Annotated in this window: 28 protein-coding genes; 21 read left to right on the forward strand and 7 right to left on the reverse strand. The window is 73.3% G+C overall.

Annotation, left to right across the window (positions count from 1 at the left end; all coding sequences use genetic code 11):
* Nucleotides 1–169 precede the first annotated feature (169 nt).
* From ACZ4UV_RS09460 to ACZ4UV_RS09520, 13 genes are all read left to right on the forward strand, one after another.
* On the forward strand, nucleotides 170–1,513 hold the full coding sequence (locus ACZ4UV_RS09460; protein ID WP_390034426.1) for an NAD(P)/FAD-dependent oxidoreductase: 1,344 nt from the start codon (nucleotides 170–172) through the stop codon (nucleotides 1,511–1,513).
* Entirely contained in the window at nucleotides 1,510–3,357 is a 1,848-nt protein-coding gene (locus ACZ4UV_RS09465) for a transketolase (protein WP_451017072.1), read from the forward strand. The genes ACZ4UV_RS09460 and ACZ4UV_RS09465 overlap by 4 nt, the downstream gene beginning before the upstream one ends.
* Nucleotides 3,354–4,301: a non-homologous end-joining DNA ligase gene (gene ligD / locus ACZ4UV_RS09470; protein WP_467837105.1), complete on the forward strand. Its 948-nt coding sequence runs from the start codon at nucleotides 3,354–3,356 to the stop codon at nucleotides 4,299–4,301. The genes ACZ4UV_RS09465 and ligD overlap by 4 nt, the downstream gene beginning before the upstream one ends.
* 72 nt (nucleotides 4,302–4,373) lie before the next feature.
* Nucleotides 4,374–4,730, forward strand: a complete 357-nt coding sequence (locus ACZ4UV_RS09475) for a gas vesicle protein GvpO (protein WP_093498116.1) — start codon at nucleotides 4,374–4,376, stop codon at nucleotides 4,728–4,730.
* A gap of 55 nt (nucleotides 4,731–4,785) precedes the next feature.
* Nucleotides 4,786–5,226 (forward strand): gas vesicle structural protein GvpA, encoded by a 441-nt coding sequence (locus tag ACZ4UV_RS09480; protein ID WP_451017074.1) that lies wholly within the window; start codon nucleotides 4,786–4,788, stop codon nucleotides 5,224–5,226.
* A 23-nt stretch (nucleotides 5,227–5,249) separates the two neighbouring features.
* Nucleotides 5,250–6,014 carry a GvpL/GvpF family gas vesicle protein gene (locus ACZ4UV_RS09485; RefSeq protein ID WP_467837107.1) on the forward strand — a complete coding sequence of 255 codons (765 nt, stop codon included), beginning with the start codon at nucleotides 5,250–5,252 and terminating at the stop codon, nucleotides 6,012–6,014.
* A gap of 22 nt (nucleotides 6,015–6,036) precedes the next feature.
* On the forward strand, nucleotides 6,037–6,300 hold the full coding sequence (locus ACZ4UV_RS09490) for a gas vesicle protein GvpG (protein ID WP_451017076.1): 264 nt from the start codon (nucleotides 6,037–6,039) through the stop codon (nucleotides 6,298–6,300).
* Complete coding sequence (locus ACZ4UV_RS09495; RefSeq protein WP_451017077.1) at nucleotides 6,297–6,947, forward strand: DNA primase; 651 nt, start codon at nucleotides 6,297–6,299, stop codon at nucleotides 6,945–6,947. The genes ACZ4UV_RS09490 and ACZ4UV_RS09495 overlap by 4 nt, the downstream gene beginning before the upstream one ends.
* Nucleotides 6,944–8,095 (forward strand): SRPBCC family protein, encoded by a 1,152-nt coding sequence (locus ACZ4UV_RS09500; RefSeq protein ID WP_467837109.1) that lies wholly within the window; start codon nucleotides 6,944–6,946, stop codon nucleotides 8,093–8,095. Before ACZ4UV_RS09495 ends, ACZ4UV_RS09500 begins: the two co-directional genes overlap by 4 nt.
* Nucleotides 8,092–8,445, forward strand: coding sequence for a gas vesicle protein (locus ACZ4UV_RS09505; RefSeq protein WP_351493534.1), 354 nt, complete (start codon nucleotides 8,092–8,094; stop codon nucleotides 8,443–8,445). The genes ACZ4UV_RS09500 and ACZ4UV_RS09505 overlap by 4 nt, the downstream gene beginning before the upstream one ends.
* A complete protein-coding gene (locus ACZ4UV_RS09510; RefSeq protein WP_451017079.1) occupies nucleotides 8,442–9,239 on the forward strand; it encodes a GvpL/GvpF family gas vesicle protein in 798 nt (265 codons plus the stop codon). The genes ACZ4UV_RS09505 and ACZ4UV_RS09510 overlap by 4 nt, the downstream gene beginning before the upstream one ends.
* Entirely contained in the window at nucleotides 9,236–9,424 is a 189-nt protein-coding gene (locus ACZ4UV_RS09515) for a gas vesicle protein (RefSeq protein ID WP_390034417.1), read from the forward strand. The genes ACZ4UV_RS09510 and ACZ4UV_RS09515 overlap by 4 nt, the downstream gene beginning before the upstream one ends.
* Complete coding sequence (locus ACZ4UV_RS09520; RefSeq protein WP_093498107.1) at nucleotides 9,421–9,705, forward strand: gas vesicle protein K; 285 nt, start codon at nucleotides 9,421–9,423, stop codon at nucleotides 9,703–9,705. Before ACZ4UV_RS09515 ends, ACZ4UV_RS09520 begins: the two co-directional genes overlap by 4 nt.
* Before the next feature lie 21 nt (nucleotides 9,706–9,726).
* Here ACZ4UV_RS09520 and ACZ4UV_RS09525 read toward each other — a convergent pair whose 3' ends face one another.
* From ACZ4UV_RS09525 to ACZ4UV_RS09535, 3 genes are all read right to left on the reverse strand, one after another.
* The gene (locus tag ACZ4UV_RS09525) at nucleotides 9,727–9,897 is read right to left on the reverse strand and encodes a hydrophobic protein (RefSeq protein WP_234537583.1); all 171 of its coding nucleotides are present in this window, start codon (nucleotides 9,895–9,897) and stop codon (nucleotides 9,727–9,729) included.
* A 48-nt stretch (nucleotides 9,898–9,945) separates the two neighbouring features.
* Nucleotides 9,946–10,761 (reverse strand): class I SAM-dependent methyltransferase, encoded by an 816-nt coding sequence (locus ACZ4UV_RS09530; RefSeq protein WP_451017080.1) that lies wholly within the window; start codon nucleotides 10,759–10,761, stop codon nucleotides 9,946–9,948.
* A gap of 143 nt (nucleotides 10,762–10,904) precedes the next feature.
* Entirely contained in the window at nucleotides 10,905–12,392 is a 1,488-nt protein-coding gene (locus ACZ4UV_RS09535) for a phosphatase PAP2 family protein (protein WP_467837112.1), read from the reverse strand.
* A gap of 79 nt (nucleotides 12,393–12,471) precedes the next feature.
* Between ACZ4UV_RS09535 and ACZ4UV_RS09540 the strand changes: the two genes are divergently transcribed.
* The 3 genes from ACZ4UV_RS09540 to ACZ4UV_RS09550 all read left to right on the forward strand — a co-directional run bounded on the left by ACZ4UV_RS09540 (nucleotide 12,472) and on the right by ACZ4UV_RS09550 (nucleotide 15,264).
* Nucleotides 12,472–13,119, forward strand: coding sequence for a histidine phosphatase family protein (locus ACZ4UV_RS09540; protein WP_467837114.1), 648 nt, complete (start codon nucleotides 12,472–12,474; stop codon nucleotides 13,117–13,119).
* 171 nt (nucleotides 13,120–13,290) lie between these two features.
* A complete protein-coding gene (locus ACZ4UV_RS09545) occupies nucleotides 13,291–14,910 on the forward strand; it encodes an ABC-F family ATP-binding cassette domain-containing protein (protein WP_451020547.1) in 1,620 nt (539 codons plus the stop codon).
* Between the two features lie 96 nt (nucleotides 14,911–15,006).
* On the forward strand, nucleotides 15,007–15,264 hold the full coding sequence (locus tag ACZ4UV_RS09550) for a DUF6158 family protein (RefSeq protein WP_390034412.1): 258 nt from the start codon (nucleotides 15,007–15,009) through the stop codon (nucleotides 15,262–15,264).
* A 38-nt stretch (nucleotides 15,265–15,302) separates the two neighbouring features.
* On the opposite strand, the gene ACZ4UV_RS09555 is transcribed toward ACZ4UV_RS09550, so the two are convergent.
* On the reverse strand, nucleotides 15,303–15,836 hold the full coding sequence (locus tag ACZ4UV_RS09555) for a type 1 glutamine amidotransferase domain-containing protein (protein WP_467837120.1): 534 nt from the start codon (nucleotides 15,834–15,836) through the stop codon (nucleotides 15,303–15,305).
* Nucleotides 15,837–15,916: 80 nt separating this feature from the next.
* On the reverse strand, nucleotides 15,917–16,297 hold the full coding sequence (locus ACZ4UV_RS09560; RefSeq protein WP_451020545.1) for a DUF2795 domain-containing protein: 381 nt from the start codon (nucleotides 16,295–16,297) through the stop codon (nucleotides 15,917–15,919).
* A 237-nt stretch (nucleotides 16,298–16,534) separates the two neighbouring features.
* On the opposite strand from ACZ4UV_RS09560, the gene ACZ4UV_RS09565 reads away from it, so the two are divergent.
* The 3 genes from ACZ4UV_RS09565 to ACZ4UV_RS09575 all read left to right on the forward strand — a co-directional run bounded on the left by ACZ4UV_RS09565 (nucleotide 16,535) and on the right by ACZ4UV_RS09575 (nucleotide 20,366).
* A complete protein-coding gene (locus ACZ4UV_RS09565; protein ID WP_467837125.1) occupies nucleotides 16,535–17,812 on the forward strand; it encodes a hypothetical protein in 1,278 nt (425 codons plus the stop codon).
* Between the two features lie 98 nt (nucleotides 17,813–17,910).
* Nucleotides 17,911–19,215: an aminotransferase class I/II-fold pyridoxal phosphate-dependent enzyme gene (locus ACZ4UV_RS09570; protein WP_451020543.1), complete on the forward strand. Its 1,305-nt coding sequence runs from the start codon at nucleotides 17,911–17,913 to the stop codon at nucleotides 19,213–19,215.
* Entirely contained in the window at nucleotides 19,212–20,366 is a 1,155-nt protein-coding gene (locus ACZ4UV_RS09575) for an MBL fold metallo-hydrolase (protein WP_451020542.1), read from the forward strand. Before ACZ4UV_RS09570 ends, ACZ4UV_RS09575 begins: the two co-directional genes overlap by 4 nt.
* Before the next feature lie 96 nt (nucleotides 20,367–20,462).
* Here the strand turns inward: ACZ4UV_RS09575 and ACZ4UV_RS09580 are convergent, their stop codons facing one another.
* On the reverse strand, nucleotides 20,463–21,092 hold the full coding sequence (locus ACZ4UV_RS09580; protein WP_390035169.1) for a DedA family protein: 630 nt from the start codon (nucleotides 21,090–21,092) through the stop codon (nucleotides 20,463–20,465).
* 14 nt (nucleotides 21,093–21,106) lie between these two features.
* Nucleotides 21,107–21,880: an MBL fold metallo-hydrolase gene (locus ACZ4UV_RS09585; protein ID WP_451020541.1), complete on the reverse strand. Its 774-nt coding sequence runs from the start codon at nucleotides 21,878–21,880 to the stop codon at nucleotides 21,107–21,109.
* Nucleotides 21,881–21,964: 84 nt separating this feature from the next.
* Between ACZ4UV_RS09585 and ACZ4UV_RS09590 the strand changes: the two genes are divergently transcribed.
* Both ACZ4UV_RS09590 and ACZ4UV_RS09595 read left to right on the forward strand, forming a co-directional pair.
* Nucleotides 21,965–22,396 carry a hypothetical protein gene (locus ACZ4UV_RS09590; protein ID WP_390034405.1) on the forward strand — a complete coding sequence of 144 codons (432 nt, stop codon included), beginning with the start codon at nucleotides 21,965–21,967 and terminating at the stop codon, nucleotides 22,394–22,396.
* A 359-nt stretch (nucleotides 22,397–22,755) separates the two neighbouring features.
* Complete coding sequence (locus ACZ4UV_RS09595; RefSeq protein WP_467837921.1) at nucleotides 22,756–24,771, forward strand: alkaline phosphatase family protein; 2,016 nt, start codon at nucleotides 22,756–22,758, stop codon at nucleotides 24,769–24,771.
* Nucleotides 24,772–24,822 lie beyond the last annotated feature (51 nt).

Genomic DNA, 24,822 nt, shown 5'->3' on the forward strand with positions numbered 1-24,822 from the left:
GTCGCACAGTTCCTCCCCCAGCCTTCGGCCGGGGGTACCCCCAGCGCCCCTTTGGGGCGCGCTTCAGCGGGCGGTGCTGCGACGCGCGGTTTCGACGCGCGGTGTTTCGAGGTCGAGCCTACGGTTACGTGGGTGGCCTTGGACCCCGTCGTAACCCCGGAGGCGCACCGTGAGTCGTCGACCCCGGATCGTGATCGTCGGCGGCGGGTTCGCCGGGTACCGTGCGGCTCGCACGCTTGGGCGGCCGGCCAGGGGCCGCGCCGAGATCACCCTGCTCAACCCCACCGACTACTTCCTGTATCTGCCCCTGCTGCCCCAGGTCGCCGCCGGGATCCTCGACCCCCGGCGGATAGCCCTCCCGCTGTCCGGCGCCCTCCCCGGGGTGCGGACCGTGCTCGGGGAGGCGGGCCGTATCGATCTCGACGGGCAGCGCGTGCACTACACCGACCCCGAGGGCGTCGCCGGCAGCCTCGGCTACGAGCGGCTGCTGCTGACCGTCGGCAGTGTCAACAAGCTGTTGCCCATCCCGGGGGTCGCCGAGCATGCGCACGGCTTTCGGGGGCTGCCCGAGGCGCTCTACCTCCGTGACCACGTGATCCGGCAGATCGAGCTGGCCGCCGTCGCCCCCGACGCCGACGTCGCCGCCGCGCGGTGCACCTTCGTCGTGGTCGGGGCCGGGTACACCGGGACCGAGGTCGCCGCCCACATGCGGATGCTCACCGTCGACCTGGCCCGCCGCAACCGCCTGCCGTACGGGGTGCGGCCGCGCTGGCTGCTGCTGGACGTGGCGCCCCGGGTGCTGCCCGGGATGGACGAGAAACTGTCCCGTACCGCCGACCGGGTACTGCGCCGGCGCGGGGTCGAGGTACGGACGGGGACCTCCGTGAAGGAGGCGACCCGGGACGGGGTGCTGCTTTCCGACGGGGAGTTCGTGAACTCGCGGACCCTGGTGTGGTGCGTGGGCGTACGGCCCGACCCGCTCGTCGAGGGCACCGGGCAGCCCCTGGAGAAGGGCCGGATCGTCGTCGATCCCTACCTGCAGGTGCCCGGCTGTGCCGACGTGTTCGCCTGCGGCGACGCGGCCGCGGTGCCCGACCTCGTCAATCCCGGCGCGTTCACGCCGATGACCGCGCAGCACGCCTGGCGGCAGGGCCGGGTGGCCGCCGAGAACATGGCCGCCTCGCTCGGCGTCGGACGGCACCGGCGCCCGTACCGCCATCGCGACCTTGGGTTCGTCGTCGACCTCGGCGGCGTGCAGGCCGCCGCCGACCCGCTCGGGGTGCCCCTGGCCGGGCTGCCCGCCGGGCTGGTGACCCGCGGCTATCACCTCGCGGCGATGCCCGGAGGCCGGGCCCGGGTCGCCGCCGACTGGCTGCTCGACGCCGTACTGCCGCGCCAGGGCGTCCAGCTGGGCCTCGTACGGTCCTGGTCGGTGCCGCTGGACACGGCCTCGCCCGAGCTGCCGAAGGCCCCCGAATCCGTCACGGACCATCCTCCGGAAGGAGCCTCATGAACACCGCCGAACTCGTCGAACTCGCCCAGCAGCTGCGCGTGGACAGCGTGCGGGCGGCCGCCGCGGCCGAGTCCGGGCATCCGACCTCGTCGATGTCCGCCGCCGACCTGATGGCGGTCCTGCTCGCCCACCACCTGCGCTACGACTTCGAGCGGCCCGACCACCCCGGCAACGACCGCTTCGTCCTCTCCAAGGGCCACGCCTCGCCGCTGCTGTACTCCGCCTACAAGGCGGCCGGTGCCATCGACGACGCCGAACTGCTCACCTTCCGCAAGCTCGGCAGCCACCTGGAGGGACACCCGACCCCGCGCCGGCTGCCGTGGGTGGAGACCGCCACCGGCTCCCTCGGCCAGGGCCTGCCGGTCGGCGTCGGCATCGCGCTGTCCGGGAAGCGGCTGGAGCACGGCCGCTACCGGGTCTGGGTGCTGTGCGGCGACAGCGAGCTGGCGGAGGGCTCCGTGTGGGAGGCCGCCGAGCACGCCGGGTACGAGCACCTCGACAACCTCACCGCGATCGTGGACGTCAACCGCCTCGGCCAGCGCGGCCCCACCCGGCACGGCCACGACCTCGACGCCTACGCCCGCCGCTTCCAGGCCTTCGGCTGGCACACCGTGGAGATCGACGGGCACGACGTGGACGCCGTCGACCGCGCCTACGGCGAGGCCGTCTCCACCGCCGGGCAGCCCACCGTGATCCTCGCCCGCACCCGCAAGGGCCGGGGCGTCGCAGCCGTCGAGGACCGCGAGGGCATGCACGGCAAGCCGCTGCCGGACGCCGAGGAGGCCGTCGCCGAACTGGGCGGACTCCGCGATGTGCGGGTCCACGTGCAGGAGCCGCCGGCCGCCCGCGCGCTGCACTCGGTGCCCACGGGTGCGCTCGAACTCCCGCGCTACGACAAGGGAGAAGAGGTCCCCACCCGCGACGCCTTCGGCAAGGCGCTGGTCGCGCTGGGCCACGCCCGCGCCGACGTCGTCGCGCTGGACGGCGAGGTCGGCGACTCCACCCGCACCGAGCTCTTCGGCAAGGAACACCCCGACCGCTACTTCGAGTTCTACATCGCCGAACAGCAACTCGTCGCCGGCGCCGTCGGCATGGCCGCCCGCGGCTGGGTGCCGTACGCCTCCACCTTCGCCGCCTTCCTCAGCCGTGCTTACGACTTCGTGCGCATGGCCTCCGTCAGCGGCAGCGGGATCAACCTGGTCGGCTCGCACGCGGGCGTCGCCATCGGGCAGGACGGGCCCTCCCAGATGGGCCTGGAGGACCTGGCGATGTTCCGCTCGGTCTACGGCTCGACCGTGCTCTACCCGTGCGACGCCAACCAGACCGCCAGGCTCGTCGCCACCATGGCCGGGCTCGACGGCATCCGCTACCTGCGCACCTCGCGCGGGGCGAGCCCGGTGATCTACGGCCCGGACGAGGAGTTCCCGGTCGGCGGCAGCAAGGTGCTGCGCTCCTCCGAGGAGGACCGGCTGACCGTGGTCGCCGCCGGGGTCACCCTGCACGAGGCGCTGAAGGCCGCCGACGCGCTCGCTGAGGACGGCATCCGGATCCGGGTCGTCGACCTCTACTCCGTGAAGCCCGTCGACCGGCAGACGCTGCGCACCGCCGCCGAGGAGACCGGCTGCCTGCTCACCGTCGAGGACCACCACGAGGAGGGCGGACTCGGCGACGCGGTCGCGGAGGCGTTCGCCGACGGCAGGCCGGTGCCGCGACTGGTGCGGCTCGCCGTCCGCACCATGCCGGGGTCGGCCGCCCCGGACCAGCAGCTGCACGCCGCGGGGATCGACGCCGACGCCATCGCGGCGGCCGGCCGGCTGCTGGTCGAGGAGGCGGTCGTGCGATGACCCCGGACGAGGTGCGGCCGGTACGGGCGGGTCGCCGGACGGTGCGGACGCACCGGCCCGACAAGGTGCTCTTCCCCGGCGACGGGGGCGGTGACGGCGCCGCGAAGGAGTACACCAAGGCCGACCTCGTCGACTACTACAGGTCCGTCGCGCCGTACCTGCTGCCGCACCTGCGTGGGCGTCCGCTGATGCTGGAGCGGTACCCCGACGGCCTGGACGGCCCCCGGTTCATGCAGAAGAACACCCCGGACCACTACCCGGACTGGATCGGGCGGGCCGAGGTCGCCAAGGAGGACGGGACCGTGACCCATGTGGTCTGCGGCGACACCGCCACTCTCGTCTACCTCGCCGACCAGGCCTGCCTCACCCTGCACCGCTGGCTCTCCCGCACCACCGCCCCCGACCGTCCCGACCGGCTCGTCCTCGACCTGGACCCGCCTGGTGACGACTTCGCCGCGGTGCGGGAGGCCGCCGGCTGGGCCGGTGAGCTGCTCGACCGGCTCGGACTGCCGGCGGCGCCCATGACCACCGGGTCACGGGGCCTCCACCTCGTCGTACCGCTGAACGGCCGGCACGACTTCGACGAGATCCGCGGCTTCGCCCGGGACCTGGCCGACCTGCTCGCCGCCGAGCACCCCGACCGGCTCACCACGGCCGTCCGGAAGGCCGACCGCGGCGACCGGCTCTTCCTGGACATGGGGCGCAACGCCTACGCCCAGACCGCGGTGGCCCCCTACACCGTGCGGGCCAGGCCCGGCGCCCCCGTCGCCGTCCCGATCACCTGGGACCAGCTCGCCGACCCCGCCCTGGACGCCCGTCGCTGGACCATCGCCGAAGCCGTCGACCAGGCCCGTACCAGGCCCTGGGTCGGCATCCCCGCCCGGGGCCGGGCGCTCGGGCCGGCCCGGCGGCGGCTCGACGCGTTGCGCGACGCATCCGGCTGACCGCACCGCGTCAACGACCGGTTGTGAAGGTTTGACCCTGGAACCTCCGGCCACTCGGACCAAGAGGTGGCCATGACGAACACAAACGACACGTCTCAGACGCAGGATTCACGCAAAGAACGCAAGCGTGACGACGGACCCGACACGGCACCGGACCTGCCGAGCCCCATTGAGGTGCTGCGCCGGGCACGCGCCCAGCTCGCGGAGCTCACCGGTATGGCCGCCGAGTCCGTGTCGTCCTTTGAACAGACCGAGGACGGCTGGGAGTTGGCGGTCGAAGTCCTGGAACTGCCCAAGGTGCCCGACACCATGAGCCTGATGGCGAGCTATCAGGTCGAACTCGACCCGCAGGGACAGCTCACCGGCTACCGGCGCGTGAGCCGCTACGAACGCGGACGCGCCGACGCACATAGGCCCGGCGGTCGCTAGGCCGCCGGCCGGTGCCCGCGGACAGGTCCCACGACATGGAAGAGGTTGGACTGGCATGACCGTTGTACCGGCACAGCAGACCGGCGGAGGTGGCAGCAGTGGCCTCTACGACGTGCTCGAACTCGTGCTCGACAGGGGGCTGGTCATCGACGCGTTCGTGCGGGTCTCCCTGGTCGGCATCGAGATCCTGAAGATCGACATACGGGTCGTCGTCGCCAGCGTCGACACCTATCTGCGCTTCGCGGAGGCCTGCAACCGGCTCGACCTGGAGGCGGGGCCGCGCAAGAGCCCCGGTCTGCCCGAGATCGTCGGCGAGGTCACCGAGTCGGGCGCCCGCGGCAAGTCGAAAGGCGCCCTCTCCGGCGCCGCCGAGACGATCTCGGACGCCTTCAAGCAGGCCCGCGAGGAGCACTCGGACTCGGGCGAGACCGAGTCCCGGCCGCGCACCCGTAAGGCCGCCCCGGCGCGTCGCAGGGAGAGGGAGGAGCAGGAGTGAGTACGTACAAGGGAGGAACAGGAGTGAGTACGTACGTGTACGGCATCACGGCCGCCGCGCACCCCGATCTGCCCGACGGCATGGACGGAGTCGGGGACCCGCCGCGTCGCGTGCGCGTGCTCACGGAGGGTGAACTGGCCGCCATCGTCAGTGACGCGCCCGAAGGGCTCCGGCCCAAGCGCCGCGACCTGCTCGCCCACCAGAACGTGCTGGCGGAGGCCGGGGGCGGCGGTTGCGTGCTGCCCATGCGGTTCGGCAGCGTCGCTCCGGACGACGACACCGTCACCGGGGTCCTCGCCGAACGCGCCGACCACTACCTGGAGCGGCTGCGCACCCTCGACGGCAAGGTCGAGTACAACGTCAAGGCCAGCCACGTCGAAGAGGCCGTGCTGCACCGCGTGATGTCCGAGAACCCCGAACTGCGCGCCCTGGCCGAGGCCAACCGGAAGGCGGGCGGCGGGACCTACGAGAGCCGGCTGCAGCTCGGTGAGATGGTGGCGGGCGCCGTCAAGGTCCGGGAGGCCGAGGACGCAGCCGAGGTGCGGCAGGCCCTGGAACCCGAGGCGGCCGCCCTCAGCGTGGGGCCGGAATCCACCGGCTGGCTCGTCAACCTGTCCTTCCTCCTGGACCGGCACTCCGCCGAGACGTTCCTGGCCGGCGCCGAGCGACTCCGCAAGAGCCATCCGCATCTCGACCTGAGCGTCAACGGGCCGCTCCCGCCGTACAGCTTCGTCGAACCAGGGCCCGCCGAACCGGCGGACAGCGCGGCCGGCGCGGCCGAGAAGTAGGAAACAGAAGGAGCAGGCAGCCATGGGACTGATCAAGGAGCTGCTGCTACTGCCCTTCGCGCCCGTGCGCGGCAGCGCCTGGGTCGTCGAGCAGGTGGTGCAGGAGGCGGAGCGGATCTACTACGACCCCGCCACCGTCCGGGCCGAACTGGCCCGGCTGGAAGAGCGACTGGAAGCCGGCGAGATCGACGAGGACGAGTTCGACCGGGCCGAGGACGAGCTTCTCGACCGGCTGGAGATCGCCCTGCGTAAAGACGTGGGGCACGGCAATGGGACGCATACATGAACCGCATCGGACTGGGCCTCGCGATCGGGGCCGGATACCTGCTGGGCCGCACCAAGAAGCTGAAACTGGCTCTCGCCGTCGGGTCGTTGGTGGCCGGTAAGAAGCTGAACCTGACGCCGAAGGCGGTCCTCGACCTGGCCAACCAGCAACTGCGCGACAATCCGCAGTTCAAGGAGATCGGCGACCAGCTGCGCCAGGATCTGCGCGGGGTCGGCAAGGCCGCCTCCGGCGCCATGGTCGAACGGCAGCTCGGCTCGCTCGCCGACCGGCTGCACGGCCGTACCGCCGAGGTGCGTGACCAGCTGGCGGGCGTCGTGCCCGACACCGGCGACCTCGGTCCCGGCGGCGGCCGGGACGACGAGGAGCCGGAGGAGGACGAGGAGCCGGAGGAGAGGGCCGGGAGCGACAAGGCAGGAAGCGACAAGGCAGGAAGCGACACGGCCGAGGACGACCGCGAGGAGCGGTCCGACCGGAAGGCGCCGGCCCGCAAGGCCCCCGCGAAGAAGGCCCCCGAGAAGCCACCGGCGAAGAAGGCGTCCGCCAAGTCGCCTGCCAGGAAGGCGCCGGGGAAGAAGGCGGCGCAGGGCCGGGCGCCTGTCAAGAAGACGGCCGGCCGGGCCCGGCCGAAGGGAGGCGGTGACCGATGAACAGCGGACCGCTCACGGACGCGGCTCACTCCGAGGCCGCGGAACGCCTGAAGGCGGAGGTGCAGGAGTACCTCGCTGCCCAGACCGAACGCCTGCTGGCGGGCGCCGGGCGCAAGCTCGGCGACGCCACGGGGAAACTCACCGACATCGCCGAGGGCAACAGCCCCGGCTTCGGCAAGCTCGCACTCGACGCAGGCCGCAAGGTCGCGGAAGGCAAGGGTCCGGTGCGCTCCGCACTGGAGCTCGGTCTGACCCACGCCAAGGACACCGTCATGGACAAGGTGAAGAACCTGGGGGGCGGCAAGGGCAAGGGCAAGGGCAGCGGGCAGAAGCCGACCGTCATCATCGAGTCGGTCGACGTCGGCGTGCCGGTGCGCACCGCCTACGACCAGTGGACCCGCTACCAGGACTTCAGCACCTTCGCCAAGGGCGTGAAGAGCGCCAGCCGTGCCGACGACACCTCGTCGGACTGGCAGGGCAAGATCTGGTGGTCCAGCCGGAGCTGGAAGGGTAAGACGGTCGAACAGATTCCGGACTACCGCATCCAGTGGTCGGCGCAGGGAGCCAAGGGCAGCCACAAGGGCGTCGTCACCTTCCACCGGCTCGACGACAACCTCACCCGGGTGCTCCTGGTGATCGAGTACTACCCGAGCGGTTTCTTCGAGAAGACCGCCAATGTCTGGCGCGCCTCGGGCCGCCGGGCCCGTCTCGACCTCAAGCACTACGCCCGCCACATCTCCGTCAAGGGAGAGGTCGACGACGGCTGGCGCGGCGAGATCCGCGACGGCGAGGTCGTCCAGAGCCACGAGGACGCGGTGGCCGAGGAGGAGGAGAAAGAGGCCGAGGAGCAGAACGAGGACGAGAACGCGCCCGAGGACGAGGCCGAGGACGAGACCGCGCCCGAGGACGAGGCCGAGGACGAGAACGCGCCCGAGGACGAGGCGGCGGACGAGGAGTCGTACGAGGACGAGGCCGAGGAGCCCTACGACGAGGCGGAGGAGGCCGAGCAGGGGGAGGATGAGGAGTACGAGGCCGAGGGCGAGGAGGAGCCCGAGGGCGAGTACGAGGACACCGACACCGAGGAGACCGAGGACGAGGAAGAGCCGGAGGACGAGGAAGCGTACGCCGGTTCCCGGAGCCGTCGATGACGATGGCCGGCCGGCTGCCCGAGCCCTACGGACGGGACGGCGGGGGTTCCAACCTCGCCGACATCCTGGAGCGCGTCCTGGACAAGGGCATCGTCATCGCTGGTGACATCAGGATCAACCTGCTCGACATCGAACTGCTCACCATCAAACTCCGCCTGATCGTCGCCTCCGTCGACCGGGCGAAGGAGATGGGCATCGACTGGTGGGAGCACGACCCCGAGCTGTCCACCCGCGCCCGGCGCGATCAGCTCACCCGGGAGAACCACGAGCTGCGGGAGCGGCTGGCCGCCCTGGAGGCCCTGGAGGCCGGCCGGGGACAGCGCCATGAGCGCCAGGAGGAGGACAGATGACCGCACAGGGCGGACTCCGGTACGTGTACGCCGTCTGCCGTCCGTTCGAGGCGGCCCTGCAGGCCCAGCTCACCGGCGTGGCCGGCGCCCCGCCGGGGCTGCTCAGGCACCACGGCCTGGTCGCCGTGGTCAGTACGGTCCCGGAGGGCGACTTCGCCGAGGGGCCGCTGCGGGACCATCTGGAGGACCTGGACTGGCTGGCCGCGACCGCCCGTGCCCACCAGGGTGTGATCGACGCGCTCACCACGGTCACGACGCCGCTGCCGCTCAGGCTGGCCACGGTCTTCCGGGACGACAGCGGCGTGCGGACCATGATGGAGGACCGCGAAGCCGACTTCCTGCACATCCTCGACCGGCTGGAAGGGCGGGTCGAGTGGGGCGTGAAGCTGTACGCCGACCCGCCCGAGCAGGCGCCCGCGCCCGCCGGCAGGCCCGCCAGCGGGCGGGACTACCTGCGGCAGCGGCGGATGAGCACGCGTGCGCACGAGGAGAAGTGGCGGGCCGCCGAGGAATTCGCGCACACCCTGCACGAGCGGCTGTCCCGGCGTGCCGAGGATTCCCGGCTGCACCCTCCGCAGAATGCGGCCCTTTCCGGGGTGTCCGGGCGGAACCTGCTCAATGCCGCCTATCTGGTGTCCCGTGCGGATTCCGAGGAATTCGTGGAACTGGTCGACCGTACGAAGGACGAGGCGCCGGAAATTCGGGTGGAACTCACGGGCCCGTGGGCGGCCTATTCCTTCACCGAGCCGACCACCGAGCCCACGGAGCCGGCGGAAGCGGGGGAGCAGCGGTGACCGTCGTCGAACGCCGTCAGGTCGCCCTGGTCGACCTGCTCGACCGGCTGCTGGCCGGTGGCGTGGTCATCACGGGCGACGTCACCCTGCGCATCGCGGACGTCGACCTCGTCCGCATCGACCTCAACGCGCTGATCAGCTCGGTCAACGCCCAAGTTCCCGCACCCTGGGGGGAGCACACGTGAGCGAGCACCGCAACCGGCTGGACCTCGAACCGGACACGGTGGAACGTGATCTGGTGAAACTCGTGCTGACCGTGGTGGAGTTGCTGCGCCAGCTGATGGAACGGCAGGCGCTGCGCCGCTTCGACACCGGTGACCTCACCGAACAGCAGGAGGAACGCATCGGGCTCACCCTGATGCTGCTGGAGGACCGTATGGCCGAGTTGCGCGACCGCTACGGACTGCGGCCCGAGGACCTGAACCTGGACCTCGGGCCGCTGGGACCGCTGCTGCCGCGCGACTGACCACGCCACCGGCGGGTGGCGTCACCACCTGTACCAGCGACCCCTGCCACCGGCGCCGGTCGTGCCCCGGACCAGGAATCCGAGAAGCCATATCACAAGTACGGCGAGTGCGATCCACCAGAGTAGTTTCACCGCGAATCCGGCACCGAAGAGAATCAGGACCAGAAGCAGTACCAGCAGGATGGGAACCATAGTGTGAACCTCCTGCAAAGCGGTTTTCCCGAAATCCGCGGATCAGGCTCACTTACGGCACAGAATTTCTCCGTGCAGTACGGCGAACCAGCCGTCCTCGTGCCCAGCCCACTCCCGCCAGGCGGCCGCGATCCCCGCCAACTGCTCCGAGGTCGCGTGTCCGCCCTCGGTGGCCCGCTCGGCATAGGACGAGGCGACCGTACGGTCCGCCCACAGCCCGCCCCACCAGGCCCGCTCCCCGGCCGTGCTGTACGTCCAGGTGCCGGAGGTGGCCGTGATGTCGGTGAGCCCCGCGGCCAGCGCCCAGGACCTCAGCCGCCGCCCGGCGTCCGGCTCGCCGCCGTTGGCCCGGGCGACCCGCCGGTACAGGTGCGACCAGTCGTCCAGGCCGGGCACCGCCGGGTACCACGTCATCGCCGCATAGTCCGAGTCGCGTACGGCGATGAAGCCGCCCGGCTTGGTGACCCGCCGCATCTCGCGCAGCGCCTGCACCGGGTCGCCCACGTGCTGGAGCACCTGGTGGGCATGGACCACGCAGAAGGTGTCGTCCGGGTAGTCCAGCGCGTGCACGTCGGCGACCGCGAAGTCCACGTTCGTCAGCCCGCGCCCGGCGGCGGTCGCGCGGGCCTGCTCCAGGATTCCCGGCGCGTGGTCGACTCCGGTGACACGGCCGTCGGGGACCAGTGCGGCCAGGTCGGCGGTGATCGTTCCCGGGCCGCAGCCGATGTCCAGGATCCGCATGTGGGGCTTGAGCGAACCGAGCAGATAGGCGGCGGAGTTGGCGGCGGTGCGCCAGGTGTGGGAACGCAGCACCGACTCGTGGTGCCCGTGCGTGTAGACGGCGGTCTCCTGTGGCTTCGACATGGCTCAACCCCTTCGCGTCACACCGGCGGACGGGGCCGGACGGCCCCGTCCCGCGGTATCCGCAACGCTACGCGCGCATGTCGAATGATGAGACCCGTGTTTTATGATGTGGACTGACGGTTCGTCATGAGCGTCGATGGACGTCAGGGCAGCGGCCGGTACACGGTCAGTGCCTCCGGCAGCTTCTCCACGGTCATCTCGCCCGCGACATCGGTGACTTCACCGTCGTAGGCGAGCGGGGTGCCGGCCGCGATGCCCTTCAGGCGCAGCCGGCTCACCTTGGCCTCGGCATGGGCGGGGGAGCGGGTGAGGGGGCCGGCCAGGGCGGCGGAGAGCAGGCGGAGCGCGGGATGCCGGCCGCCGTGCACCACGCGTACGTCGAGTTGCCCGTCCGCCAGGTCGGTGCGGCGGCCCGGGGTCAGGGCCAGCCGGTGGTAGAGGCAGTTGCCGACGAACAGCAGCCACAACGGGTGGGTCTCGCCGCGCAGTTCGACCCGGAGCGGATGCCGGTCCGTGCGCAGCACGCGCAGCACGGCCAGCACCTCGGCGGGCCAGGCACCGATGCGGTGCGACCAGCGTTCCCGCTCCCGGACCAGCTCCGGATAGACGCCCAGGCTCAGCGTGTTCAGGAAGACGCCCTCCAGATCGCCGGAGGTGAAGCGGCCGACGTCCACCCGGACCGCCTCGCCCTCGCGCACGGCCCGGCCGATGCCCCGGCCGTCCTCCACGCTCAGGTCGTGGGCGAAGTGGTTGAGGGTGCCGCCGGGCAGCACCGCGAGCGGCAGCCCGTGGCGCAGCGCGACGTCGGCCGCCGCGTTCACGGTGCCGTCGCCGCCGCACACCCCGAGCGCCCGCGCCCGCGTCGCCGCCTTCGCCAACTCGGCCCGCACCTCGCCCGGTTCGCACTCCACCAGCTCCGCCGCCGGCAGCTCGCGGTGCAGCACCCGCATCCGCTCGGCGCTGCCCGAGGCCCGGTTGGCCACCACCACCAGACCCTCGCCGTCGGCCAGCGCCGGGGCCTCGGCGCGCGGCCGGGGCGGTGGGCCGGTCTGCGCCCGGGTCGGCACCAGCGCCCGTACGGCGAACGCGGCGCCTGCCCCCAGCGCCGCACCCGCGAGCACGTCGCTCGGGAAATGCACGCCCGTGTACACCCGGGACATGGCGACGGAGAACGCCACCGGCGCCACCACCGCGCCCCACGACGGGGACTCCAGGGCGACCCCGGTCGCGAAGGCGGCCGCCGACGCGGCGTGCCCGGAGGGGAACGAGGTGGTGATCGGCTGCCGCTTCAGGTGCCGTACCACGGGCACCGGGTCCAGGAGCGGGCGCGGACGGCGCACCGAGCGCTTGCCGAGGGTGTTGATGGTCAGGGAGGCCAGGGCGAGTGAGGCCAGGCCGCGGGCGGCGGCCCGGCGGGCCCGGGGTGTGCGGGTCGCGGCCACCGCGGCGGCCGTCGCGAACCACAGCACCCCGTGGTTGGCGCTCCGGCTCAGTCGGGGCAGCACCGGCTCGGCGAACGGCCAGTTCCGCTCGGCGGCGATCTCGAACAGCCGGCTGTCGAGGGCGAGCAGCCGGTCGCGCAGCGCGTGCCGGCCGGGCTTCGGGACGGTGAGGTCGACGTCTGGGCTCATGCGGGTGCGGGTACCCTGAAGTGGCACTTTCCTGCCGGCCCGCGATGCGGACGAGTGAGCCGAGTGAGAGGAATCCTGGATGCGCCTGCTCCTCATACGTCACGGGCAGACCCCGACCAACGTCGACTTCCTGCTCGACACCGCGGTACCGGGTCCCGGTCTGACCGCCCTCGGCGAGCAGCAGGCGGCGGCCCTCCCGGGGGCCCTCGCCGACGAGGACATCGAGGCCCTCTACGTCTCCACCCTCACCCGCACCCAGCTCACCGCCGCCCCGCTGGCCGCCGCCCGCGGTCTCGACCCCGTCGTCCGCGACGGCATTCGCGAGGTCTTCGCCGGCGACCTGGAGCTGCTGCCCGGCCACTCCGAGCGCGGCGAGGAGTACATGCGGACCGTGTTCGCGTGGGCGGCCGGGGACACCGCGCCGCGCATGCCCGGCGGGGAGACCGGGGACGAGGTCCTGGGCCGCTACGACGCGGTGATCGCCGAGGCCGCCGCGAGCGGCGCCGGGACGGTCGCCATGGTCAGCCACGGCGCCGTGATCCGCCTGTGGACGGCGGCCCGCGCCGACAACGTCGACGTCCCCTACGCCGCCTCCCGCCCCCTCGGCAACACGGGCGTGGTGATCCTGGAGGGCTCCCCGGCCGACGGCTGGAAGGCGCTGTCCTGGGAGGGCGCGGTGGTGGAGCCGACGGGAGCGAGCGGGCCGACGGGGGAGCCGGTGGAGTAGGGGGGCCGCCGAGGACTTTCGGGTGCGGGTGCGTCGTGGTTGCTCGCGCAGTTCCACCCGCCCCTTCAGGGGCGCGGGGAACTGCGCGACCGGCCCCCACCGGCCCGCACCCGTAGAACCACCTGATAACGGTTTGCCCCATCGCGGGCACGCCCCGCAGAATCCCTGACCATGGGACACCTGGAAGCCGCGCACCTCGAGTACTACCTCCCCGACGGGAGGGCCCTGCTCGGCGATGTCTCGTTCCGGGTCGGAGAGGGCGCCGCCGTCGCCCTCGTCGGGCCCAACGGTGCCGGCAAGACCACTCTGCTGCGGCTGATCTCCGGCGAGCTGAAGCCGCACGCCGGCACCGTGGCCGTGAGCGGCGGTCTCGGCGTGATGCGCCAGTTCGTGGGTTCCGTACGGGACGAGACGACGGTACGGGATCTCCTCGTCTCCGTCGCGCCGCCCGGCATCCGCACGGCCGCGCAGGCCGTCGACAAGGCCGAGCACGCCCTCATGACCGTCGACGACGAGGCGGCCCAGCTGACGTACGCGCAGGCCCTCGCCGACTGGGCCGAGGTGCGCGGCTACGAGCACGAGACCCTCTGGGACATGTGCACCACGGCCGCCCTCGGGGTGCCGTACGAGAAGGCCCAGTGGCGGCAGGTGCGCACCCTCTCCGGCGGTGAGCAGAAGCGGCTGGTGCTGGAGGCGCTGTTCCGGGGCACCGACGAGGTGCTGCTGCTCGACGAGCCGGACAACTACCTCGACGTGCCCGGCAAGCGCTGGCTGGAGCAGCAGCTGAAGGAGACCCGCAAGACCGTCCTGTTCGTCTCCCACGACCGCGAACTCCTCGCCCGCGCCGCCGAGAAGATCGTCTCCGTGGAGCCCTCGCCGACCGGCGCCGACGCCTGGGTGCACGGCGGCGGCTTCGCCACCTACCACGAGGCCCGCCGTGAGCGCTTCGCCCGCTTCGAGGAGTTGCGCCGCCGCTGGGACGAGAAGCACGCCCAGCTGAAGAAGCTGGTGCTGACGCTCCGTCAGGCGGCCGCCGTCTCCCACGAGATGGCGTCCCGGTACGCGGCCGCGCAGACCCGGCTGCGCAAGTTCGAGGAGGCCGGCCCGCCGCCCGAGCCGCCGCGCGAGCAGGACATCAGGATGCGCATCAAGGGCGGCCGTACCGGCGTACGGGCCGTCACCTGCGCGCAGCTCGAACTCACCGGCCTGATGAAACCCTTCGACCTGGAGGTCTTCTACGGCGAACGGGTCGCCGTCCTCGGCTCCAACGGCTCCGGCAAGTCGCACTTCCTGCGGCTGCTGGCCGGTGAGGAGGTGGCCCACGAGGGGCAGTGGAAGCTGGGCGCGCGGGTGGTCCCCGGGCACTTCGCGCAGACCCACGCCCACCCCGAGCTGGAGGGCCGGACCCTCCTGGACATCCTGTGGACGGAGCACTCCCAGGACCGCGGGGCGGCGATGTCCCGGCTGCGCCGCTACGAACTCACCCAGCAGTCCGAACAGAACTTCGAGCGGCTGTCGGGCGGCCAGCAGGCCCGGTTCCAGATCCTCCTGCTGGAGCTCCAGGGTGTGACGGCGCTCCTGCTCGACGAGCCGACCGACAACCTCGACCTGGAGTCCGCCGAGGCCCTCCAGGAAGGTCTGGAGGCCTTCGACGGCACGGTGCTCGCCGTCACCCACGACCGCTGGTTCGCCCGCTCCTTCGACCGCTACCTGGTCTTCGGCAGCGACGGCCGGGTCCGCGAGACCGCCGAGCCGGTGTGGGACGAGCGCCGGGTGGAGCGGGTGCGGTAGGGCGGCGCCTCCAGACAGGCCCGCGCGCCCGGATGTTCGTACAGTGGAGGCAGGAATCCGGACCGCCGGGACCCACACGACGAGCGGGGTACCACCATGACCGGAGTCGACCCCAGCCGGCTGGACGACCAGCAGCTCATGAAGGAGCTGGAGACCATCCACCGGACGCGCCACGACACCCTGCTGTACGGCTCGAACGACGCGCTGCGGGCCCACAACGAGCGCATGGCCCAGCTGGAGGGCGAGTACCTGCGGCGCAATCCGCGCCGCGTCGTCGCCTCCGGCCGGACCCGCGAGGGCGCCCGGGAGCGGAACTGCGCCGAGACGGCGACGCCGGGCGCCACCGCGGGCTGAGGCCACGGCGCCCTCGTTCCGGCCGGCCGCCGCGCGGACTACCCGGTGAGCACGTCGAGGAAGGCCTCGCAGAACGCCTTGAGATCGTCCGGCCTACGGCTCGTGACCAGCTTGTTCGGGCCGCTGTCGCAGACCTTGACCTGCTCGTCGACCCAGGTGCCCCCGGCGTTGCGGATGTCGGTCTGCAGGCTCGGCCAGGATGTCAGCGTCCGGCCGCGTACGACATCCGCCTCGACCAGCGTCCAGGGCGCGTGGCAGATCGCCGCGACCGGCCGGCCGCTGTCGAAGAAGTCCTTGACGAACGCGACGGCCTTCTCGTCCATCCGCAGGAAGTCCGGGTTGGCCACCCCGCCCGGCAGCACGAGCCCCCCGAACGAGTCCGCCGACTTCTCGCCGACCACCTCGTCCACCGGAAACGTCTCCGCCTTGTCCAGGTGGTCGAAGGCCTGGATCTTCCCCGGCTTCGTCGACACCAGCAGCGGCTCGTGCCCGGCGTCGGAGACCGCCTTCCACGGTTCGGTCAGCTCCACCTGCTCGACGCCCTCGGACGCGACCAGAAACGCGACACGCATGATGCTCACTCCCTTCCGAGGCGCGCCGGCGGACGGGCGGCCCGCCGGCGCGCGGCTTCGTTCGTTCTCTGCGCCCCGGCTCACTCCCCGCCGGCCACCGCCTCGGCCAGCGCCAGCAGGTTGCCGTAGCGTGCCGATCGCGGCAGCCGGGAAACCCGCTCGACCAGGGCGTCGGGGGCGTTCTTGTGCCGCAGCACGCCGGCCAGCTCCCGCGGGGCGGCCGGGAAGTCGTGCCGGGTCAGGGACCGGGACAACTCCAGACGTACGCTCTCCGGCGCCGCCCGCTCACTGGTCCCCGGCACCACCGCACCGCGGTAGAGCTCCGGATCGTCCTCGGCCGGCGGCTCGGGGTCGTTCCAGTCCTCGGTACGCGTCGGGTGCCCGGACCTGAGCAGGCCCTGGAGCTCGTGCTTCATCTCGTCGTCCCGGTGCACGTTCAGCCGGTCACTGCCTCGCTGCATGTTCTCCCTCCAGGTACGTCAGGGGGTGCGGACCGCGTACCCGCGGACGGGTGACCGACACGGGGATCCACCCGGACGTTCCCGACACGCCGGAACCGGGCCGTGACGTCACCCGAAAGAGGGTGCGTGTCCCGCGAATGGGGTCCGGCCGCGCGCGACCGGACGTGGGCCGGGCTGTGATGGCTGCGGGGGTACGGACCCCGTGCCTCCGAGTCGTCCGTGCAAGGAGCTCCTCCCATGCGCCGCACCGTTCGCACCCTGTCCGTCGCCGCCCTGGCGGGTGCCGCGTTCGGCGCCACCGGCACGGCCGCCACGGCCGCCGGCCCCGCCGCCGAGATCAGCCCAGGCAACGCCCGGCCCGGCACCGTCGTCACCGTCTCCGTGACCTGCGCGAAGGCCGGGGGGCAGGCGCCTGCGGCCATCGATGCGACGTCCTCGGCGTTCGCCGGGCACACCGTGCGGCTGGCCAGGGTCGAGCAGGGGAGCGGCCTTCTCCACCGGGGCACCGCACAGGTCGTCTCCGGCGACCAGCCGGTGGGTTATACGGAGGGGGACGCGGCGGCGGGCGACACGGCCGGGGACGCGGCGGGCGCCGGACGGGACGGTACCCGGACCGTCGACGGGACCTGCCCGGCGGCGAGCGGACAGCAGGGACGGCCCTGGAGCGCGCGGCTGGCCGTCGCGCCGGGTGACGGCGGCGGTACGGCTTCCGTGGGCGACGGCGGCACCGTTCTCCAGGGCGGAGGTGGGGCTCCGCCGGAGGCCGGTGGTGGGGTTGTGCCGGAGGTTGGAGGTGGGGCTCCGCCGGAGGCCGGTGGTGGGGTCGCGCCGGGGGTCGGTGGCGGGGCCGCGCCCGAGGCCGGCGGCGACACGGTGCCCCAGGTGGACGGGGGGACGGTCCCCGGCGGGGACGACGGAACGACCCTGCGCGGGGACGACGGAACGACCCTGCGCGGGGACGACGGAACGACCCTGCGCGGGGACGACGGAACGACCCTGCGCGGGGACGACGGAACGACCCCGCGCGGGGACGACGGAACGACCCCGCGCGGGGACGACGGCATGTCCGCCCGCGGTGACGACGGCACCGGCGTCCGTGGGGACGAGGGCACGGCTGCTCGCGGTGACGAGGGAACGGCCTCCCGTGGTGATCGTGGTGATGACGGCACGGCCTCCCGCGGTGACGTCGGTGCCACGGACCCCCGGGGGGAGGGCGGAGACGTCCCGCACGGGAACGGTGAGCGGCCGTGCTCCGGAGGGCAGCAGTCGTGCGGCGGCGGCGGTGGCGGTGGCGGGCAGGAGTGCGGCGGGGCCCGGGGCGGTGACGGGTCCTGCGCCGCGGCCGGCGTGCAGCACGGGGTGGCGGCCGGGGACGGGGGCGCCTACGACACGTCCGTGCCGGCGCTGGTCGCGGGCGGGCTGCTGATCGCGGCCGCCTGCTGCGGTGCCGCGTACCGGCTGTGGGGCGGGCGGCCGTACCGGCTGTGGGGCGGGAGGCCCGGCGTCGACGGGTGACCGGGCCGCGGCCGGGTACCCCGGAGCGACCACTCCGGCACCGTACGCACGACCCGGACCGGACAGCACACGGCACCACGGACTGCGCGGAGGCGGACATGCGGCGGACGGATCCCGGGGCCCACGGACCGGCGGACGGCAGCTCCACGGAGGAGAGCGGACCGGCGTCACCCGAGGGCCACGGTCCCGTCCGCTACGGGCCGCCCCTGCCCGACGACGGGCTGCCCGTCCTGCCCGAGCTCGCCGCGGTCCTGGCCACCGTCGCGAACCTGGGCGCGGAGGAGCCCGTCGGCGGCGGACCGGCGCTGCTGGACGCGGCCTGCGGCTACTGGGAACGCCGCGGTCTGCCCGCCCCGCCCGACCGGGTGACCGCCGGACCCGGCGCCCCCGCCCTGCTGCTGGCGCTCACCGCTGCCCTCGGCGGCGACGTCCTGGTGCCGCGCCCCTGCGCCGCCTGGTGGGCGCCGTACGCCCGGCTCCTCGGCCGGCCCGTCTTCCACGTGGCCACCCCGGCCGAGTCCGGAGGTGCCCCCGACCCGTACGCGCTGCTGGAGACCGTGCGCCGGGTCCGGGACGAGGGCGGCGACCCCCGGCTGCTCGTGCTCTCCGTCGCCGACGACCCCACCGCAACCGTCGCCCCGCCCGAGCTGCTGCACGAGACCGTGGAGGCCGCGACCAGCGCGGGACTGCACCTGGTCAGCGACGAGACCTGGCGCGACACCCTGCACGCCCCGGACGCCACGGTGCTGCTCAGCCCCGCCGAGATGCTCCCCGACCGGGTCACCGTCGTCACCGACCTGGCCGGTGCCCTGCTGCCGGCCGGCTGGCCCGCCGCCGTGGCCCGGTTCCCGGAGGGCGCCACCGGCAGGACCCTGCACGCGCGCGTGCTGGACATCCTCACGGCGCTGGGCGCCCGTCTCGCCGGACCGGTCGCGGTCGCCGCGGGGTACGCGCTCGAGGAGCCCGGGCCCGTCACCGCGCGCCGGGAGGCCGTCGTACGGCTGCACGCGCGCGTGGCCGCCGCCGCGCACACCGCGGTGGTCGCCGGCGGCGCCCTGGCCCGGCCCCCGCAGGCCGGCCGTCACCTGTACGCCGACCTGGAGCCGCTGCGGGCCGCGCTCGGCGCCCACGGGGTCGGCGACGCACAGGAGTTGGAGGACTTCCTCACCGCCCGCCTCGGCATGCCGGCACCCGGCGGCCATCGGTTCGGAGACGACCTCGGCGCGCTGCGTGTCCGGCTCGCCACCGGCCCGCTGCTGGGCGGCTCCGAGGCGGAACGCCTGGAATGCCTCACGTCACCCGCACCGTTGGAACTGCCACACGTGCAACGCGCGTTGATGTCCTTGGAGTCGGTACTCGACGATCTCCGCGACGACGCTCAGCGATGGGAGCCTCCTCGATGACGCAGCAGACGCATGAGTCAGCGCCCGCGACGACGACTGCCACCACGACGACTGCTCCGACGACGACCGCCCTCACCACGCCTGTCACGACGACCGCCACGACGACCGGAGAAGCCGGTCCCGCCACGGCCCCTGCTCCGTACGCGCCGCCGTTCCCGCCACTGGCCGACCCCCGCCCGCTGGGTGAACTCCGGGTCTGGCCGCGGACCTTCCACGACCGCCTGACCGCCCCGCTGCCCGGCCTCAAGGCCATGGCCCGGTTCGCCCGCGAGGGCTCCGTCCGCCCCGGCCGTGAGGGCCTCGCCGACGTCGGCCGGCTGCCCTACGAACCCGGCCCGCTGCCCCGCGCGGACGCCGACACCGTCGCCGTCACCTGGGCGGGACACGCCAGTTGGGTCGTCCGGATCGGCGGCCTGACCGTCCTCACCGACCCGGTCTGGTCCCGCCGCATCCTCGGCACCCCCGCCCGCGTCACCCCGGTCGGTGTCCCCTGGGAGACCCTGCCGCACATCGACGCGGTGGTCATCAGCCACAACCACTACGACCACCTGGACGCCCCCACCCTGCGCCGCATCCCGCGCGACACACCGGTGTTCGTGCCGGCCGGTCTTGGCCGCTGGTTCCGGCGCCGCCGTTTCACCACCGTCACCGAGCTGGACTGGTGGGAGGCGGCCGAACTGTCCGGGGTCCGCTTCGACTTCGTCCCCGCCCACCACTGGTCCAAGCGCACCCTGACCGACACCTGCCACAGCCTCTGGGGCGGCTGGGTCCTCACCGCCCCCGACGGCGGCCGCGTCCACTTCGCCGGCGACACGGGTTACGGCCACTGGTTCTCCCGCATCGGCCGTCGCTACCCCGGCATCGACCTCGCCCTGATGCCCATCGGCGCCTACAACCCCCGCTGGTGGCTCAGCGACGTCCACCTGGACCCGGAGGAGGCGGTACGGGCGACACAGGACCTGGGGGCCAGGCGGATGGCCCCGATGCACTGGGGCACCTTCATCCTCTCCGCGGAGCCGGTCCTGGAACCGCTGACTCGGGTGCGGGCGGCTTGGGAGAAGGCGGGGTTGGGGCGAGAGGACCTGTGGGATCTGCCGGTGGGGGGATCGAGGGTTCTGGAGCGGACTTCAATCGGTAGCGCCGTCGGTTAGAGCGCCCCGACAGGGGCGCTGGGGGGATCCGCGGCCGAAGGCCGGGGGAGGAACGGCGCGAGCAACCACGACGCACCCGCGCCCCGCGACGCACCGTCACCCGGCAGACCGAACCCGCCGCCACGCACTCGGCGCCACGCTGATGACCACCGTCAGCCCCACCGCCGCCACCACCCCTTCCCACGGCTCCGGGAACAACGACCCACCCAGGATCCCGATCACCTGATACGTCACCGCCCACGCCAGGCACGCCGCCACATTCCCCCGCGCGAACCGCCGCAGCGGCCACTCCGCCAGCAGACACGCCAGCATCACGGGTATCCGGCCGGCCGGCACCAGCCGGGACAGCACCAGCACGGCAACCCCGTGCTCGGCCAGCTTCTCCTGCGCCTGTGCCAGCCGCTCCTCCGGCGCCCGCGACCGGATCGCCTCCAGCCACCGCGACCCGTTCTTCGACCGCAGCCCCCGCCGCCCCAGCCAGTACAGCGCCGCATCCCCCAGGAAGGCCGCCAGCGACGCCGTCACGAACACCAGCGCCAGCGCGAACGGCGCCGTCTGATGGAACGCAACCACCGCCGCCGAGCTCACCAGCGCCCCCGTCGGTATCACCGGCACCAACGCCCCGATCAGCACCAGCAGGAACAGCGTCGGATACCCGATCGCCTGCTGCGCGGACTCGGTCGACGTCGACGAGGTCGCCGCGGTGGAGCCGGCGGCGGCCGCCATGACCACCAGCAGTCTCACCGCGCGACCTCCAGCCGCACGCTCTCCCCGTGGCCGAGCCTGTGCACCGCCACCTGCGGCGCGTACTCGGCCGCGAGGCGCACGAACTCGTCGCCGGGCGCGTGGAACTCGTGCGGGCGCACCCCGTCCATGCCGATCGGCCAGTACGTCCCGTAGTGCACCGGCACCGCGCTGCGCGGCGCGAGCCGCGCCAGCGCCCGCGCCGCCCGCCCGGCGTCCAGGTGGCCCTCCCCGAGGTACGGCCCCCATCCGCCGACCGGCAGCAGGGCCACGTCCACCGGCCCGACCGCCTCGGCCATCTCGTCGAACAGCCCGGTGTCCCCGGCGAAGTACGTCCGCGCCGCGCCCTCGACGACGTACCCGAGGGCGGGGGAGCGGTGCGGTCCGACCGGCAGCCGGCGGCCGTCGTGCCGCGCGGGCACGGCCCGTACGACGAGGGGGCCGACCGGTATCTCGTCCCCGACGTCCACCTCGGTGATCCGCAGCCGACGGAGGCGGCGGAGCGCGGGGACCGCCCGTGGTGCGCCCCGGGGCACCAGCAGGCGCGTGCCCGGGGCGAGCCCGGCGAGCGAGGGGACGTGCAGATGGTCCGCGTGCAGGTGGGAGACGAGCGCGAGGTCCGCGCGGCGGGCCTCGGGCGGCGGCGGGGCGCCCCGGCGGCGCCGCAGGTGGGCGAGCCGGCGCGCGAACAGAGGATCGGTGAGCAGTCGTACGCCCGAATCCTCGATCGTGCAGGTGGCGTGACCCCACCAGGTGATCTCCACCGGCACCTCTTTGCCTCCTTCGCGCGACTCCCCGAAGCCTACGTGCAGGAGTAGGGTCGGCGGCGAAACCCGGAGGTGAGGGGGGACGCCATGGGACAGGTGCGGGGTGCCTCCGGCGGGCTCGCGTCGGTGCGGGTGACCGCGATCGCGAGTCTTACACCCCTGGAGGAACTGGAGAGCGACCCCTTCCTGGTCGACTCCCGCAGCCAGCACGCGATGTGCGCACGCTGGGCCGTGGAACACGGCTACGTCATCGCCCGCGAACTCCTGGTCCGCGGCCTGCGCCCCGACCACAGCGCCCTGTGGACCGGCGTCCGGCCCGGCCTCGACGTCTTCGTCGCCCCGAGCAGACGGGTCCTGGAGAGCGCGCTGTCCTCGGTCGAGGACTTCATGGCGGAATGCGCGCGACGCGGGGTCCGGGTGGAGACGGTGGGCCGGGCCGAGCCGTGCTACGACGCCCAGATGAAGGCCCGGGTCCACCGCAGGCTGTCGATGCCGACGGCGGGGTACGACGGCCGGTAGGGACGGGGCCGTCGAGCGGCGGAGCCGCGCCCTGCCGGCCGGCCGGACGTGGGCACGGCACCGCCGGACACCCCCGTCGTGGCTGCGCACCGCCGCTGAGCACCGCTGCGGCGGATTCGGAGGGCCGACACCCCACAGGCCGTTCGAACGCACCGGCTCGCCTGCATCCGCCGTCACGGCGTACAGCCCCCGCGGGGGTGTCCGGCGGTGTCGAACCCACTCTGACCGACCACTTCCGGCCCGCCCCCATGTGACAGTGTTGACGCGAGCAGACCCGCATCCGGCGGGGGGCGTGGACGTGAGGTCGGTGGGGCGTGCGGTGGCGGCGGGTCGTCAGTCAGGTCGGGCGGAGCGTCACGGTGTGGGCGGTGTCCACCCTCACCATGCTGGTCCTCGCCGGCCTCCTGCCCGACTTCCAGCTGCAGTCCCCCGACGGTGACAGCGCCACCCGGATCGCCGTGACCGCCGCCCTCGGCGCCGGCGCCTTCGGTGTGCTCTCCGCGGTCGTCTGGCCCCTCCTCGTACGGCTGCTGCTGCTCGTGCCCGCCCTCGTCCTCGGCCTGCTGGTCTTCTTCCTCAACGGCTCCCTCCTCCTCGTCGCCCTGCGCATCAACCCCTCCGGGCAGAGCGAGGCCGCGCCGGAGACCGCCGTGATCGTGGCCGCCGTGATGTCCGCCGTCGCCTCCGCCACCGGCGGTGCCCTCGCCGTCCGCGACGACGACGCCTACGGCCACCGGCTCTCCCGCCTCGCCATCCGCCGCCGCAGATCCCAGCCGCCCTGCGCGGCCACCCCCGGCACCGTCTTCCTCCAGCTCGACGGCGTCGGCCACGACGTCCTCACCGCCGCCGTCGCCAAGGGCCTGATGCCGACGGTCGCCGGCTGGCTGGGAACGGCGCAGGAGCAGCCCACCCACCGGCTCACCCCGTGGCGCACCGACTGGTCCAGCCAGACCGGCGCCAGCCAGCTGGGCATCCTGCACGGCTCCAACTTCGACGTCCCCGCCTTCCGCTGGTACGAGAAGGAGCAGCGGGAGGTGATGGTCTGCAACCGGCCGACCAGCGCCGCCGAACTCCAGCGCCGGGCGGTCGAGCGCACCGCCGACGGGGGACTGCTCACCCTGGACGGCGCCAGCAGGGGCAACCTCTTCAGCGGCGGCGCCGACGAACAGGCCCTCGTCCTGTCCATAGCCACCCGCCGCCGCGGCCGGGAGAACCGTTCCCGCGCCGGCTACTTCGCCTACTTCGCCGACCCGGCCAACGCCGTCCGCACCGCGCTCTCCTTCTTCGCCGAGGTCGGCCGCGAGATCGGCCAGTCCACCGCGGCCCGGCTCCGCAGGCAGCGCCCGCGCGTCAAACGCGGCGGCCTCTACCCCTTCGTCCGCGCCTTCGCGACCGTCGTCGAGCGGGACGTGGTCGTCGCCGCGGTCATGGGCGACCTGCTCGTCGGCCGCAGCGCCGTCTACGCCGACCTGGTCGCCTACGACGAGGTCGCCCACCACTCCGGCCCGCACAGCAGGGACACCGAGAAGGTGCTGCAGCGCCTGGACCGCGCCCTCGCCCTGATCGAGAAGGCCGCCGAACACGCCCCCCGGCAGTACCGGATCGTCGTCCTGTCCGACCACGGCCAGAGCCCCGGCGAGACCTTCCACACCCGCTACGGCCTCGGCCTCGCCGACCTGGTCCGGGCCGGCTGCGGACTGCACGTGCCGCGCAAGGCCGAGCGCACCCACAGCGGCACGGAGGCGCGGGCCGCCGTCCGCGCTGCGCTGCGCAGGCCGGTCGAGGAGGGCGGCGAGAAGTACCGGCCCACCCGGCGCTCGGAGCCGATCGTGCTCGCCTCCGGCAACCTCGGGCTGGTCTCCTTCCCGGACGTGCCGCACCGGATGACCAAGGAGGAGATCGACGCGCGCCATCCCGCGCTGCTGCCGACGCTCGCCAACCATCCCGGTGTCGGGTTCCTGCTGGTGCGCAGCGCGGAGCACGGTGGGGTGGTGCTCGGCGCGTACGGCGCGGAGATACCGCTCGACCGGCTCGACGGCGCCGCCGGGCCGCTGGCCCCCTTCGGGGCGGGCGCCGCCGACGCCGTACGGCGGACCCACTCCTTCCCGCACACCGCCGACATCATGGTCAACTCGTGGTACGACCCGGAGAGCGGGGAAGTGCTGGCGTTCGAGGAGCAGATCGGGTCGCACGGGGGGTTGGGGGGCGCGCAGGGGCGGCCGTTCCTGTTGTCGCCGGTCTGTGTCTCCGCTCCGGTGGCGGAGGGGGAGGAGCTGGTGGGGGCCGAGGCGGTGCACGGGGTGCTGCGGCGGTGGCTCCGGGAGGCGGACGGGCCGCAGGTTCCCTTGTCTGCGGAGGGGGAGAGGGCCGCGTAGTTCGTTCACTGCGGGCCGGTGGGGGTTGGTCGTGCGGTTCCTCCCCCAGCC

The sequence above is a fragment of the Streptomyces sp. NPDC028289 genome, assembly GCF_055565975.1.